The 16593-nt window shown below is 31.4% G+C and carries 7 protein-coding genes; 1 reads left to right on the top strand and 6 read right to left on the bottom strand.

Annotated elements, in window-relative coordinates; genetic code table 11:
- Window positions 1–174: 174 nt before the first annotated feature.
- From DQN46_RS07610 to DQN46_RS07620, 3 genes are all read right to left on the bottom strand, one after another.
- Complete coding sequence (locus tag DQN46_RS07610) at window positions 175–2781, bottom strand: cation-translocating P-type ATPase (protein ID WP_111743596.1); 2607 nt, start codon at window positions 2779–2781, stop codon at window positions 175–177.
- Window positions 2782–3083: 302 nt separating this feature from the next.
- Window positions 3084–3560, bottom strand: a complete 477-nt coding sequence (locus DQN46_RS07615) for a threonine/serine exporter family protein (RefSeq protein WP_004633567.1) — start codon at window positions 3558–3560, stop codon at window positions 3084–3086.
- The gene (locus DQN46_RS07620) at window positions 3560–4330 is read right to left on the bottom strand and encodes a threonine/serine exporter family protein (protein WP_111743597.1); all 771 of its coding nucleotides are present in this window, start codon (window positions 4328–4330) and stop codon (window positions 3560–3562) included. The genes DQN46_RS07615 and DQN46_RS07620 overlap by 1 nt, the downstream gene beginning before the upstream one ends.
- 518 nt (window positions 4331–4848) lie before the next feature.
- Between DQN46_RS07620 and DQN46_RS07625 the strand changes: the two genes are divergently transcribed.
- Window positions 4849–6300, top strand: coding sequence for a C69 family dipeptidase (locus DQN46_RS07625; protein ID WP_111743598.1), 1452 nt, complete (start codon window positions 4849–4851; stop codon window positions 6298–6300).
- Between the two features lie 295 nt (window positions 6301–6595).
- Here DQN46_RS07625 and DQN46_RS07630 read toward each other — a convergent pair whose 3' ends face one another.
- From DQN46_RS07630 to DQN46_RS07640, 3 genes are all read right to left on the bottom strand, one after another.
- Window positions 6596–7957, bottom strand: a complete 1362-nt coding sequence (locus DQN46_RS07630) for an ATP-binding cassette domain-containing protein (RefSeq protein WP_111743599.1) — start codon at window positions 7955–7957, stop codon at window positions 6596–6598.
- A 573-nt stretch (window positions 7958–8530) separates the two neighbouring features.
- Window positions 8531–9091: a redoxin family protein gene (locus tag DQN46_RS07635; RefSeq protein ID WP_111743600.1), complete on the bottom strand. Its 561-nt coding sequence runs from the start codon at window positions 9089–9091 to the stop codon at window positions 8531–8533.
- A gap of 108 nt (window positions 9092–9199) precedes the next feature.
- Window positions 9200–16555, bottom strand: coding sequence for an isopeptide-forming domain-containing fimbrial protein (locus tag DQN46_RS07640; protein ID WP_111743601.1), 7356 nt, complete (start codon window positions 16553–16555; stop codon window positions 9200–9202).
- Between the last annotated feature and the right edge of the window lie 38 nt (window positions 16556–16593).

Raw genomic sequence — 16593 nt, forward strand, 5'->3', positions numbered from 1 at the left:
ACAAAAAATAGTTATCACATTAACCTCTTATAGAAGGAATTTGGAAAATTTATCAATGCATCTTATTTAATTTTTATTAGAAAATGATTTTATATGACCTTCTACAAAAACATAGCTATAAAACACTCTAAAAACTAGATTTTTTATCTAATTTTTAGAGTGTGTTTGAAAAATTTATCTATTTCTAATTATTTTAATAACTTGTACCACAATAGTCGGCGCAAGAGCCAAGCCTACTATAGTTAAAATTTGTATTCCATTTAGTGACATTACTTTGAAAATACTACCGATTGCTGGAATAAAGATTATTATACTTACTAACGTTATTCCAATTAAAAATGCGATAATTGTATTCTTGTTTGTAAATAATCCTATTTTTGTCAGTGGTAAATCACTTCTACAGCTAAAGCCATTGAATAATCTTGCTAAACATAGTACCAAGAAAGCAAATGTTGTTGCATAACCTTCTCCTGTATTTATACCAATATAATATCCGATAAATACCGCAATAGCTATTAATCCCGCTTCTATTAATATCGCTGTAAATGTTGAACGCGTTAAAATCGGCTCTTTTGGATCACGAGGCACTTGTTTTAACACTTCATCGGTTCCTGGCTCTGTTCCTATCGCAATAGCTGGCAATGAGTCTGTTACTAAATTAATAAATAACAATTGAATCGCTGCAAATGGTACAACATACTTCGTATCAAAGAATGCTAATAGTGTTGTCGCTATTACTACAAAGATTGCTCCAGTATTTCCTGTTAAAAGATACTTAATTGCATTTTTAATATTTGTAAAAATATTGCGTCCAACAGTTACTGCTTTTACGATAGTCACAAAGTTGTCATCTGTCAATATCATATCAGCGGCATCTTTCGAAACTTCTGATCCTGTTATTCCCATCGCAATACCAATATCTGCTTGTTTCAGCGCTGGCGCATCATTGACACCATCTCCGCTCATACCAACGATTTTCTCTTTTGCTTGCCATGCATTTACAATACGAATTTTATGTTCAGGTGCAACACGTGCATAAACCGAAATTTTTTCTAAATCACGAGCAAGCTCTTCGTCGGTCATATTTTCTAATGTTATACCATCAATAACCATATCTCCTTCTTGGAAAATTCCTATTTTACGAGCAATAGAACGGGCTGTTATAGCGTGATCTCCAGTTATCATAATAGGTTTAATTCCTGCTTTTATCGCTTTTTCTACTGCATCTTTTGATTCTACACGTGGTGGGTCTATCATTGAAGTTAGACCGACGAATGTTAAATTATTTTCATCATCAAAAGTTAATTGCTCTTTATCTGTTACTTTAAAAGCATAACCAAGGACACGCAATCCTTCTTCTGCAAAGTTGTAGTTTTGAACTAATATTTGATCGATATCCTCTTTTGTTATACCGCGAACGTCACCGTTTAATAATATGTGGCTACATTTTTTAAGAAGTTCATCTGTCGCACCTTTGGTTAACATTACTTTTTCGTTATTAACAATTTGTAATGTCGACATAAATTTACGAACTGAGTCAAATGGTAGTTCTGAAATACGAGGATAGTTTTCTCGATAATCTTGTTCAATAATATCGTATTTTCTACCTAATTCTACTAAAGCAAGCTCCGTTGGATCTCCTACTTTTTGGTCACCATTAATAAATGAATCATTAGTAAGAACCATCGTATCCATTAACATTTTACTCGCTTTATCTTCCAAACTAAGTTCATCTGGTTTTAAAAGTTTACCATTTACATAAACATCTTCAACCGTCATTTTATTTTGTGTCAATGTCCCCGTTTTATCAGAGGCTATGATAGATACTGAACCCAAAGTTTCTACAGCATTAATATCTTTCATAATCGCATTTTCTTTTGCTAGAGTTTGTGAACCTAATGATTCGACTATTGTTATAATAGATGCCAATGCTTCAGGTACAGCCGCAACTGCAAGCGCAATAGCAAACATCGCCGCTCCACCAAAATCTTTTGAACTAATATATGTTAGTCCAAAAACTACAATACATAGAGCTATTATACCGATAGATAGGTTTTTAGAAAACTCATCTATTGATTTTTGTAATGGTGATTTGCTCGTTGTCGCCTTGTTAAGTAGTTCTGAGATTTTCCCGATTTCTGTCGCTACTCCTATACTAGTTACAACTGCACGACCTTTACCATAAGTAACTTGTGAGCCTGTAAAGACCATATTTGTTTGGTCCCCAACAACTACTTCATCTTCTATTATCTCGATTGTTTTATCTACAGCATGACTTTCTCCAGTAAGTGCAGATTCTTGAACTTGTAGTGAGCTTGCTTCAATAATACGCGCATCCGCCACTATCATATCTCCAGCTTCAAACTCTATAATATCTCCAACTGTTAGTTGTTCAGAATTAATCTCTTGTTTAACTCCATTACGAATAACTTTAACTTTTGGAACTGATAGTTGTTTTAAGCTATCAACCGAACGTTGTGCATTAAGCATCTGTGTTGTTCCAAGTATCGCATTAATAATTAGCACGATAATAATTACTATTGAAGATTCATGATCTCCTGTGAATCCAGAAATAACCGCCGCAACTATTAAAATTAACACAATCAAGTCTTTAAATTGGTTTAAAAATATTTGAAAAGCACTTGGACGAGGCGCTTCAGGAAGTTTGTTTAACCCATGCTTTCCTAGACGGCTTTTCACCTCATTTTCACTTAACCCTGAATTACTAGTTTCTAATTCACTTAATATTTCTTCGCTATCTTTTTGATAAAAATATTTCATCGCTTTGCCCTCTCTTTATAATTTCTTCACAAAGTAACTTGATTGCCTTTCAGCCAATCTTAAAACAAAAAAGCGAGACCGATTGCATAGCAACCAAGTCTCGCTTTTTAAAGTAGCACCGGAAAATATTCTTTCGTAATGACGATACTACTACGTTTATTCGTAAGCTAATCCCTTGTGTTTATATAACTATAACATAGTCTTATATATTTTGCAAGAAAAAACGAATGTATATCATCTCTTTAATTAATAAAAATATCTCCACTCTTTTTATTTAAGTGAAGATACTTTTACATCAACTTTTATTTACTTTCTTGTCTTTTTTGCAATAACGGACTTAACACCACTCTAAATATTGAGTCAGCAATAATAATTCCTACCGCAAGTCCTACCGCTCCATAAAAACTATTTAAGAAAATTCTTGCTGAATTTCCATATTCATCCAATAGTAATGTTCTAAATGCATCATAAATAGTTACCCCAGGTACTACGGGAACAAGCCCCGGTATAAAGTAAACTGTTAATGGATTTTTAAATTTAATTGCACAAATCTGACTTATATTAGCCAAGAGAAGCGAACACACTAAGCTCGACATAAATACACTTTGCCCATGACTCCACATTTCCCAATATCCACACCAACCTATCGCTCCGATAACACCACCTGTAACTAATGTTTTGCGTGGCACATCACATACTATCGCAAACGATACTGATGAAATAAAACTAAATACGAAGTGATATAATAATAAAAGTAAATGACTAAATACTGCAATCATTATAAAGCACCTCCTAATAACTTAACTATATAATAAACCGTGACTATCCCTGCACCAAGTGCGAATGCAACACAGAATGTTTCTATAAAACGAATAGTCCCAGAAATGAACTGTTTCGCTATAATATCACGCATCGAATTGGTAATTGTAATACCAGGTACTAAAGGAACTACTGCTCCTATCATCGCAAGACGAAGTGATTGTCCATTAAGAAGTGCAAAACCAATATAACCTGCTACTCCTCCTGCAAAGGTACTAATATATTCTGATACAAACGGTGCTTTTAAATAACCGATAACTTTTACATAAACATAATACGCTACTGCTCCTGCAATACTCCCTGGAATAACATCCCAGAAACTACCTTCAAATATTAACACAATGCTTCCACTAAGAATACCTGAACTTAGCACTTTAAACCAGACAGGTAATGGACTTTTCTCGTCTTGAACTCTTTTTAATGCTTCATACATATCTGCTAGACTAATCTGTCCTGATGTGTACGCTCGAGATAAAGTATTCACCGCTGTTGTTTTAGTTAGATTATACGTTCTATCGCCAACTCTTCTAAAATCTGTTCCTATTGTTTCTAAACGAATAAATATACCTGTTATTGTAACATGAGTATAATATTCATCTATTCTTGTTTCTCCAACGCCTTTTCTTATAATTCTCTCCAATGTATCTTCTGTACGATAAACTTCTGCTCCATTTTCCATAAGAATCTTTCCTGCAAGCAAGGCGGTCTTCATTAATAATTTTTCATCCATTTTCTCTCTAAACTAAAGACTAGATTACTCTAAAGAAAATAAAAAAACTATATACCTATGACACAGTTCTTTTCATTATTATCTTTTTTATCTTTTATAAAAAAAACTTCTTCTAATCTTGTCACCTTTCTCAAATTCATTTCCAAAGCTATTATAACATAAAACCCCAAATAAAAACACACTTTTTTTGTATAATTTCTAAATTATTATTTTAATTTTTTAAAGTGAATTTTTATCAGCCTTAATATTTTATTATATTAGTAACTAGTAATTATAATAATATTAAAAAGCTGTTATCTACTCAAAGTCATTCGCTGTTTCATATTCTTTAAATAATTAAGTTTTTTATTATTCAGCCTCTTATTTCTTGAATAAAATATTTATTAGTACTACAATAAAAATAGAAGTATTTAGGTTATAAGGGGGAATATCACAAGAATTACATTTAAAATACGTTACATAAATAATATTATCATTAAATAAATATCAATCAACATACAAATAGGAGGAGAAATATTATGGGATGTACAACTATTCTTGTCGGAAAAAATGCTAGTTTTGATGGTTCTACTATGGTTGCACGTACAGAAGATGCACCATCTGGAGTTTTTAGAGCGAAAAAATTCGTTAATGTAGCGCCTGAAGAACAACCACGTAAATATAAATCAGTTATTTCTAAAGTAGAAATCGACTTACCTAACAATCCAGTTCGCTATACTGCTGTTCCTAACGCTATTTTAGATAATGGTATTTGGGGGCAATGTGGAGCTAATGAATACAACGTTTCTATGAGTGCAACTGAAACTATTACTTCAAATGAACGTGTTTTAGGTGCTGATCCTTTGGTAGACTGTGGAATTGGGGAAGAAGATATCTATACTATAGTAATGCCGTATATCGCAAGCGCTCGTGAGGGAGTTACTTTTTTAGGTAATCTTCTTGAGAAATACGGAACTTATGAGATGAACGGTATTGCCTTCCAAGATGAAAATGAAATTTGGTGGTTAGAAACTATCGGAGGACACCACTGGATGGCACGTCGCGTTCCAGATGATAGCTATGTTATTATGCCAAATCAACTTGGTATTGATAAGTTTGATTTTGACGATGCATTTGGAGCTAAAAAAGAATTTATGTGTTCAGCTGATTTACTAGACTTTGTTAAAAAATATCATCTAGATTTATCTATTGATGGTGACTTTAACCCTCGTCATGCATTTGGTAGTCGTAGTGATGCTGACCACACTTACAATACACCGCGTGCTTGGATACTTCAACGTTATTTCAATCCAACATCAAATACATATGATGGAATAAATGCTGATTACCGTCCAGATTCTGATAACCTTCCTTGGGCGCGTATTCCAGAGAAAAAAATAACAGTTGAAGATATTAAATATGCCTTATCTCACCATTATCAAGGAACAGAATATGATTCATATTCAAAAGATATTCATTCAGTGAAGAAAGGAACTCTTCGCCCAATCGGAATTAATCGTACAAACTTTTTAGGGCTTGTGCAAATTAGACCATATATGCCAGATGAACTTAAATGCCTTCAATGGTTAGCTATTGGTTCTTGTGTTTTCAATGCTATAGTTCCATTTTACACTAATATCAATCGCACACCTGATTATCTAGCTAATACTACAAATCAAGTAACTACAGAAAACTTCTATTGGACTAATCGCCTAATTGCTGCTTTATGCGATGCTCATTTTGCCGACACTGCTTCACATATCGAGCGTTATCAACTAAAAGTTCAATCGCAATCAACAGCGTTAATAAATAAATATGATGAAAAATTCATCACAGAAAAAGTTTCTAAAGATAAAGCTAAAGATTTCTTAGAAAAAGCCAACGAAAACATTGCGGATGAACTTAAAGTTCAAACAGATGATCTATTAGATAAAGCACTTTATACTGCAAGTTGCAATATGAAGAACAAATTCTCAAGATCTGATGCATAAATATATCAAAAGAGCCATGTGATTTTAATATCACATGGCTCTTAAAAAGAGAATGGCTCGCTAATATTAGCAAGCCATTGAATATCATGAAAAAAATATTATTAACAATTAAGAATTAAAATTTTCTCATCACTCTTTTGAAAATTAAATTCTTATTTACATAACATACTCTACTCTACGACTACTTGTCTCAAGGCTATAATCATGTATTTCAAGTTTTGTTATATTCTTATTATATGTGCTCTACTTTATATATAGTTTATACCATACTTAATTTAAAACTTAAATTTAAAAATTATTTAAACCTTAGTATTTCTTTAGAATTTAGCTCTATTACCTTTGTCCCAACATTTTTTACAAATTGACTATCATGACTGACCATAATAAGAATCCCAGGATATTTAGAAAGTATTTTTTCTACAGCCTCTATAGTTACAATATCTAAAAAGTTTGTAAGTTCATCCAGCAACAAAACATCTGTTTCTTGGAAAAGAAGACTTATAAAATATAACTTTACTTTTTCGCCGTTGCTGAGAACACTCACTTTTTTGTTAATATCTGTTCCTCTAAAATTAAGTAAAGCAAGTATATTACGCAACTCTTTTTCTTCTATATCTGTTATGTTTCTTATAAAGTTTAATACTGTTTCCTCTTTTTCAAAAATTTCTAAATTATTTTGTTCAAAGTAAGCTACTTTAAAATTGTTAGGAATCTGCTCTTTTATATAATTAAGAAATGTAGTTTTTCCTGAACCATTTTTTCCTACTAACATTACTTTATCACCACTACTAAACGAGAGATTGGTAGTCATCCATAAGCATTTTCCATTAATAAAGAACTCTTTTTCTTCTATATAAAAACTTCTCTTACTTCTTTTATTAAATATGTTTAAAAATGATATATCGTATTCCTCTTCAATCTTTTTAGGTTTAGACAATGAATTTAATTTTTCTTCTTGTTTCAGAATATTTTTCTGCATTTTCTTCTGATTTTGCGTGATTTTAGTCTTCGTTCCTATAATACGATAATCCGAGGCCATCATATTTTTTGGCTTTCCTAAAGTTTTCCCTTGTTGTTCTTCTTTCATACTTCGGATACTATCACGTATTTTACGAGTTTCTTTTTGATATTTTTTCAACTCTGAGTTATATTCACTAATCTTTATTTCTTTTTGCTCTTTATACTCTGTATAATCTCCGTTAAATTCTATTAATTCTCCTTGCTCTATAATCCACAATTTAGTACAAACTTTTTCTAGGAAACTTCTGTCATGCGTTGCTATACAAAATGTAGAGTTTTTTTTATTTATTAAGTTCACTATTTTATTAACATTAGCACTATCTAAATATGTTGTCGGCTCATCTAACAAATATATTCCCTTATCATTTGCAAAGTGTTCTAATATCTTTTGAACTACCATTTCGCCACCACTTTTATCTAAATTAAGATTCTCATTAAATTGAAGAAACTCTACACTTCCTTTGTTTCGTTTATCATTTTGAACATCTTCATATATTTCTTTTAATAATGATGTTTTCCCGGAACCATTTTTCCCTATTATTCCAACAATATCTCCTTCATTTAGACTTATATTTTTTATTTTACATAAAAGTTTTCCATTGCGTTCTAATTCTCTGTTTTTAATATGTAATATCACTACTAATTCCCCTTATATAAGAGATTTTTTATAATTATATAATAATTAGTTTTCTCATTCAAGATTTTTTATAATTTTGAAATTTATATATTTTTAAAAATTATAAATTTAAAATCATAACTTCATAGCTAAAAACTAACTAATGGTTAAAGAGGCAACTAGTTTTCCTAAAGGAATAGCTTAGCTATTAGGATAACAAAAATATAAAGAATTATATGATTGATAGTGTAACCTATAGGTATTCTACTGATAAGTTAGACGGAATAATAGCAAGTTTATGTTAGTTAAAAGAGTTTTTATGATTATAATAGTCTTGATAATTTTAAGTTATATATTTTGGTGATGTTTAAGTTATTTATTTCTAAATATACAGATGATGAAAAAGTGAATGAGTACTATAAAAATTGATGCTACTTAACATCCTATCTTCTCATAACCTATATTTAATATAGAAACTCAAAGATATAGTTAAATTAAAAAAATCCATAAATAAGTTTTTATCTTATTTATGGATTTCCTCTTATTTTATTAACTTTTATCACATACTAACAAAAAGATTAGTTTAAAAGCTATTTAAAGAAGTTTATCTAGTGTAGTTTTTAATTTTTCATAAGCAACATATTTTTCAACTTGAACTTCTTTTATTTTTCCATTTTTATCTGCAATAAATTTTGTAGGAATTTTTTTCACTTTCATCACATCAATTGCATTATCCGTACTCTTATAGTAATCAAAAGTAAAATTACTTTCTTTAATATAAGCTTTCGCCTGTTTTACATTTTCTCTTTCACCATCTACTACATTTACAAAAACAAAATTTACTTTATCCTTATATTCCTTATAAAGTTTTTCTACATCTGGTAATTGTTTTCTGCAATCAGAACACCAACTCGCCCAATAAATAATAAAAGTAGGTTTCCCATTACGAAAATCAGATAGTTTCTTCTCTTCATTATTGCTAGATTTTATCGCAACATTAGGCAGGGCACTATTTATTAATGACTTTTGCTCTTGAGGAATAGTGACATTATTAGATGTGTTTTCTTTTGTATTTTCATTGCTAATAAAGATAACTATTGCTATTCCTAATATTACAGTAAATATAAGTGTTATTATTAAAATATTCTTTTTCATACTCTACCTCTATATTATATTATTAATTAAATTATATCATTAAATTATTATAAAAAAGCATTGGATTTAAATTATTTTTAAATCCAATGGCTTTTTTATTACTTTTTATTATTTAGAATATCTTTTTCTTAATAATATTAAAGCTATACCCATCACACCTAGCCATTCTAAGTTATTAGTATGCTCACCTGTTTTTGGTAGTACTTTCTTAGGTGGAATATTTGTTTTTGGTGGAATTGTTGGTGGTATTTTTGGTAATACATAAACCTCATTAGTTACTTTTGGTTTATGATCAAATCTAATCACCGCTTTATTAGGTATCTGAGTTACCCCATTATTACGATACTTACTTAAGTCAGCACCTTCTTTAATACTTGCATAGATTGATAACGTAACTTTTCTACCTTCTAGTTGTTTTAGAATTGTACGATCAGTAATCTCAAATTCTACTTTGTTACCTTTAATTTCTAAACGACCTAATTTCTTAGCTAATTCGTCTGAAATTTCTCCTTTAGTATTTCTAGATTTCAGCGCTTCATTTAGTAATTTAACCGCTTTCGCTTTATCAGTCTTCTCTTCTTCTTTAATCTTATCTTCTACTTCTTTGATTAATTTTTCTAATTCTACTTTTTCATCAGCTTTTTCTGGTTTATTGGCCTTCGCTAGTTTAGCTTTTGCTTCAGCTAATTTAGCTTGTGCGGCTTCTACCGCTTTTTCAGCTTTAACTACATTCCCTTTTGCTGTTGTTGCTTCCGCTGAATCTTTATCTTGAATTTCATTATAAGATTTTTTAAGTTTCACAAGGTCTGTTTTAGCTTTAGTTAATTCAGCTTCTGCTGTTTCGACTGCTTTAGCGAATTCCTTATCTTCAGCTTTCTCTGGTTTTAACTCTTTTAATTTTTCTTTGTGTTCTTTCAGTTTATCTTTTAATTTTTTCAATTCTGGCAGAACTTCTTCTTCTTTTATCAAGTCTCCACTAATTCTTATTGTTGCTTTATGTGGTACAAGGACTTTTTCAAGCTCATCAGTAATACTAAATTGTTTATAGTACCCATTTGGAGATATGTCTGTTCCAATATCATATCTAAACTTCTCTTTATTGTCTTTCAGTGCACGTGACGTTTTTCTTTCTTTCTCATCAACTGAGTCTACTGAATTAATAGATTTTTCTCCCTCTTTCGGAGGTTTAGGACTTGGCGGTATCACAGGAACGATATTTGAATCTTTATCTGTTCCGGGATTATTATTGATACGATACTTAGCTTTATTAGGGATGCTTGGTGTTAAATCATTTACAATATATGAAGTTAAATCTGCACCTTTTCTAATTTTCGCTTTGAACTCTAGATGAACATCTTTATTTGGATTTTCGAAAACTTGTTGTTGAGTTAATTCAACTGTTACAGTTTGACCATTTACTTTGATTTGTTTTTTATCTATTGGTTTTCCTGCTAATGTTGCTGTTACATATCCACGGAATTCCAATACATTTTCTAGTGTATCAAATATGCTAAATGCTGTTGCATTAGTTGGTACTTTAGTATCAATTGTATATGTAAACTCTTGCTCAAGCTCAGTTAACTGTTCTCTTTCTTTGCCATTTACTGCTTTCTTAATATCAGGTGTTGATGGCGGTGGTGTTACTGTTACAGTATTAGATTTTTTCTCTGGATCATTATTAATCTTATATGCTGCTTCATTAGGTACTTTAATTACACCATTGACAACATAGTTAGATAGGTTTGCTCCATCTTTAATCTTAGCTTTAAACTCAACTACTACTGCTTTTCCTGCTTTTGTTTTTACTTGGTCTTCTGATAGTTTTACTGTTAGTTTTTGACCATCAGTCTTAACGTCTTGGATTACTTCACCATCTACTGTAGCTTTTACATCTCCAACAAACTCTAAGACATCTTTGATTGTATCATTTACTTCAAACGCTATTTTATCTTGAGGTACTGTTGTTTCTACTTTATATATGAATTCTTCATTTGCTTTTTGCAAATCAGCATGTTCTTTATCATTAACTTTCTTAGTAATACCCGGATCTTTTGGTGACGGCGGTGTTACTGGCACTTCATTTGAATCTTTATGATATTTTGGATCATTGTTGATATCATATGAAGCTTTATTTGGTATTTCTACTTTACCATTATTTTGTATATATGCAGATAAGTTTGCTCCATCTCTAATCTTAGACTTGAATGTTACTTCAATTGCTTTTCCTGCATCTGATTTAACAGAATCTTCTGTAAATGAAATTAGAATTGTTTGATCTTTGACAGTTACAGTCGCTTTATCCCCTGCATCTTTTCCATCAATTTTCACTGTTGCAGTTCCTTTATCTCCTACAAACTCTAAGACATCTTTGATTGTATCTGTTATTTCAAACTTATTGGCATTAGCAGGCATTTGTGTAGATAGAGTATATGTGAACTCATCATTACGATTTGAAAGATCATAACGATTTGCTCCATTTACTTTCTTAGTAATTTCTGGAGTTGTTGGCGGTGGTGTTACTGTTACCGGAGGTGTTTCTTTTTTCAACTCTGGTCTGTCGCCTAAATTAATTTTATATTCAGCTGTATTTGGTACTTTTACACTCTTATCACCTGTAATATAAGGTTTTAATTCGTCTTGTGTTACACCATTTTTAAGTTTTGCCTTAAATTCAATTACTACCGCTTTTCCGCCTTTTGTTTTTACTTGGTCTTCTGATAGTTTTACTGTTAGTGTTTTTCCTTCAGTCTTAACATCAGCTATGTCTTCTCCATCTACTTTAGCTTTTACTTCTCCACTAAAGTCTAATACATCTTTTATTGTATCTGTTACTTCGAACTTAGTCGCATTGTGCGGCACTGTTGTTTCTACTTTATATGTGAATTCTTCATCCACTTTTTGTAGGTTAACATGTTCTTGATCATTTACTTTCTTAGTAATCTCTGGAGTTGTTGGTGGCGGTGTTACTGTTACCGGAGGCGTTTCTTTTTTCAACTCTGGTCTGTCGCCTAAATTAATTTTATATTCAGCTGTATTTGGTACTTTTACAGTTTTGTCTTCTGAGATATAATTTTTTAATTCGTCTTGTGTTACACCGTTTTTAAGTTTTGCCTTAAATTCAATTACTACCGCTTTTCCGCCTTTTGTTTTTACTTGGTCTTCTGATAGTTTTACTGTTAGTGTTTTTCCTTCAGTCTTAACATCAGTTATGTCTTCTCCATCCACTTTAGCTTTTACATTACCTTTATCTCCTACAAACTCTAATACATCTTTGATTGTATCTGTTATTTCGAAGTTTGTTGCGTTATGTGGTACGGTTGTTTCTACTTTATATGTGAATTCTTCATCTAATTTTTGTAAATCTACATGTTGTTTATCATTTACTTTCTTAGTAATCTCTGGAGTTGTTGGCGGTGGTGTTACTGTTACCGGAGGTGTTTCTTTTTTCAACTCTGGTCTGTCGCCTAAATTAATTTTATATTCAGCTGTGTTTGGTACTTTTACACTCTTATCACCTGTAATATAAGGTTTTAATTCGTCTTGTGTTACACCATTTTTAAGTTTTGCCTTAAATTCAATTACTACCGCTTTTCCGCCTTTTGTTTTTACTTGGTCTTCTGATAGTTTTACTGTTAGTGTTTTTCCTTCAGTCTTAACATCAGCTATGTCTTCTCCATCTACTTTAGCTTTTACTTCTCCACTAAAGTCTAATACATCTTTTATTGTATCTGTTACTTCGAACTTAGTCGCATTGTGCGGCACTGTTGTTTCTACTTTATATGTGAATTCTTCATCCACTTTTTGTAGGTTAACATGTTCTTGATCATTTACTTTCTTAGTAATCTCTGGAGTTGTTGGTGGCGGTGTTACTGTTACCGGAGGCGTTTCTTTTTTCAACTCTGGTCTGTCGCCTAAATTAATTTTATATTCAGCTGTATTTGGTACTTTTACAGTTTTGTCTTCTGAGATATAATTTTTTAATTCGTCTTGTGTTACACCGTTTTTAAGTTTTGCCTTAAATTCGATTACTACCGCTTTTCCACCTTTTGTTTTTACTTGGTCTTCTGATAGTTTTACTGTTAGTGTTTTTCCTTCAGTCTTAACATCAGTTATGTCTTCTCCATCTACTTTAGCTTTTACTTCTCCACTAAAGTCTAATACATCTTTGATTGTATCTGTTATTTCGAAGTTTGTTGCGTTATGTGGTACGGTTGTTTCTACTTTATATGTGAATTCTTCATCTAATTTTTGTAAATCTACATGTTGTTTGTCATTTACTTTCTTAGTAATCTCTGGTTTCGATGGTGGAGGTGTTACTGTTACTGGTGGTGTTTCTAATTCTTTTGGCTCACCAGTTGCATTAGCTTTGTTATAAATAACTTTTGCTTTATTAGGTATCTTTTCACGAGTAGCCCCATCTTTAATTTTTGCTGGGATTACTAATTCCACAACACTTTTTCCTTCTATTTGATTGAAGTGACCATCTTTAATTTTTGCTGTTATTTTTCGGCTTCCGCTGTCATAGCTTACATCAAAGTGATCTGCTGCACTACCTTTAATAAACGGTTGCTGTCCTTCCTGTAATTCTAGATCTTGATCTAAAACATCTTCAACTTTATATGTTCCATAATCTCTTATGTTACTTGGTAATGCAGTTTTGATATTATAATTATAAGCATTAGCTTGTTTTTCCCATGATGGAATATTTAAGTGATCTAATGTTTCATTAATCTTCTTAGTTATTGTTGGCTCATCAGGAGTTACAGTAACTATATTAGAATCTTTAGGATTATCATTTAAAATTACTGTTGAAATATTTGGAATTTTGATTACTCCATTTTGATCACGATATTTATCTAAGTTAGCTCCATCACGAATCTTAGCTTTGATTTGAATATGAATTAATGCTGGTCCTAAGTTTCCTTTATTGGCTAAATTAATTCTTATATTTAAACTTCTTGTAATATCTTTTTCTTGTAACTCTAATTTAACTTTATTTCCTTCAACTTTTACAAATTTTTGTAATGCTGGTACAGGTTTATTGTTAACAAGAACATTTACGTCATATTTTGTTGAATTGTTTTCATCTTTTATGATTTCTAATTCATCTTTTAATGTATCTTCTATAACATATTTTTTAGCTAATCCAGGCCATCCAGATTTAATATCATAAATGAATTTATCTTCACGTAATGGTAAATCATAATGTTCTTTACCATCTGTAACATTTTGATTTTCTCCACGGACTTTTTTCTCAATATTAGTTTCAACTGGGGGCACTACAAATACGTTATTAGACCTACGCACAGAAGCTGTTTCATCTGTTGGACTATTTGAATCTCCATTCCATTTGATAAATGCTTGGTTAAGTGGTCCTAATCCATCATTTTCTTGAAGGATTTTAATATAGTTACTTTGATTAGTTTCAAATGGATATTCATCTTTGAATTTTACTTTAACATGTAATGTATATTTTTTAAATTTATGAGCTCCGTATTCCCCTTCTTTTACAGTTTCTGTGTTTGTTCCTGGGGCTTTAGGAATATCAGCGACTACTATAGTATTTTCTTTACCAGTTTGAGGATCAGTTCCTTTAGTAGTTCTAATATTGAAATCTGGACGTTTAGCACCTGATTCATCAGTTACATACGCCTCTAAGAAATCAAATCGATAATTTAGCGGATCAACCAACATAGCATTCTTTTTCATATTCAGAGGAATATTATTCATTCTATATTCCACTGTATATTCGAAATTCTCATGCACAGTATTTAAGTTAGCTGCATAAGCCGTTCTCTTCGTTAAAATTGGATCTTCTAATGAACCACGGTCATTACTTGGATCTTGGTCTTTAATAGATTTTTTAACATTTGGATAACAATATTTTAATTCATTAACCTTAACTGTTTTGACACCTTTAGAACCAATTTCTGCTGTTTGATAGTCTCCAACACTGAAATGACCTACTAGCTCCCCTACTTGTCTTTCAACTGTTCCAGGAGTGTAATTGTCATCAGGAGCAACTTCATCTTCTTCATCCGTTTCTGGTGCTTCTTCTGTTCTAGATAATTCATAGTCAAACTTATTTTTACCAGGATTGAATGCTGCATCTGGAACTGATATTTCTACATCATTTCCATTTTGTTTAACTTCACCTTTGATTTGCGTCTTCTTGTCAGTTACATTATCAACTATTTGTTTTCCATTGATAGATACTGATTTAACTTTGTAGCCATCAGTAATTTTAAACTTACCTTTTACATTTTCTTTTACTAAAGCATTACCTACTGCAGCAAGCACTTTATCTGCAAAGGCGTTTATATCATTTTGTTCATTAACATAAAATGTAGCTGGTTTTCCATTAACAACTTTATCTGGAGAAGCAACATCTCTTAACGCACTAGAGAATATTTCTTGAACTGAGCGTGTATCTCCATTCATATTAACTCCAGTTCCAGCGTAACCATTCAGATAAGCATCACCATATTGCCCATATTTTTTAAAACTGTTTACATCTTCCCAGAAACCTACAACAACAGAACTGTTTGAACCTAGTTCATTTTTAAGCTTTTTCCCTGCTTCTGTTAATTCTTTAGCACGAGCAAGTATGTTTTGTGAAGCTTCCATTCCATAATAACTGCTATCTAATCCCCAAGCTTTAATAAGTTGGTCTTGACGATATCCACTATATTCTATAACTACTTTCCCGTCAGGACGACGAACTCCGTTAGCTACACCATCAGTGATAAGTAGGAATACTGTTTTACGCTCATTCTTCATTTTCTCTGGAGAATTTTGAACAGCTGATTTATATTTTGCTAATACTTCTTCAAGTGCAGGTACAGTAGGAGTCCCACCTTCAGTTTCCATATTATCAATAAAGTTGTGAATTCCATTTGAATCTTTTATAAGATCTGTTGACTCAACCTTATATCCTGGATTATATGCATAATATGATTCATATTTTTTAAAGTTGGTATCACTTCTATACCCTTGTTTCCATACTCTTTCATTATAATCATATTCACTATACCATTCATCATAGGTTATAGATCCATCTAAACCTTGGAAACTTCCAACCATAACTCTGTCAGATGTTTCTGGTGTATCTGTAAATACTAATCTAGGATTATCTGGATCATACTCTGTTTGTTTTACAGGTGTTGTTAAAGTTTTTAATGCTGCCTTAACCCCCCCAATGGTATTTTTAAATGATCCACTTGTATCTTGTAATATAACCAAATCGATTGGTTTTCTTGGTACCGTCCACTCGGTTTCTTGGGTTTTCTTGATTACTAAATCACAACCCTCTTGGTGTATTTGGGTACCTTCTCCAACTTGATTGATATTAACTATATCAGTGGCGTGAGCAATATTATTGTTCTTGGACACACCATTAAACATATTTAAAATCAGGATTAGTACCATAAATAACAACCCGAGTTTCTTTACTCTTTGTTTCATTTACATTTTCCTTTCAATTTAATAATATTAATTCATAA

Source organism: Gemella morbillorum, assembly GCF_900476045.1.
Lineage (GTDB): Bacteria > Bacillota > Bacilli > Staphylococcales > Gemellaceae > Gemella > Gemella morbillorum.

Bases quoted from the DNA above. Each gene is read 5' to 3' on its own strand.
- DQN46_RS07635 (WP_111743600.1), bottom strand. From the start codon at position 9,091: ATGAAAAAGAATATTTTAATAATAACACTTATATTTACTGTAATATTA.
- DQN46_RS07620 (WP_111743597.1), bottom strand. From the start codon at position 4,330: ATGGATGAAAAATTATTAATGAAGACCGCCTTGCTTGCAGGAAAGATT.
- DQN46_RS07640 (WP_111743601.1), bottom strand. From the start codon at position 16,555: ATGAAACAAAGAGTAAAGAAACTCGGGTTGTTATTTATGGTACTAATC.
- DQN46_RS07615 (WP_004633567.1), bottom strand. From the start codon at position 3,560: ATGATTGCAGTATTTAGTCATTTACTTTTATTATTATATCACTTCGTA.
- DQN46_RS07625 (WP_111743598.1), top strand. From the start codon at position 4,849: ATGGGATGTACAACTATTCTTGTCGGAAAAAATGCTAGTTTTGATGGT.
- DQN46_RS07610 (WP_111743596.1), bottom strand. From the start codon at position 2,781: ATGAAATATTTTTATCAAAAAGATAGCGAAGAAATATTAAGTGAATTA.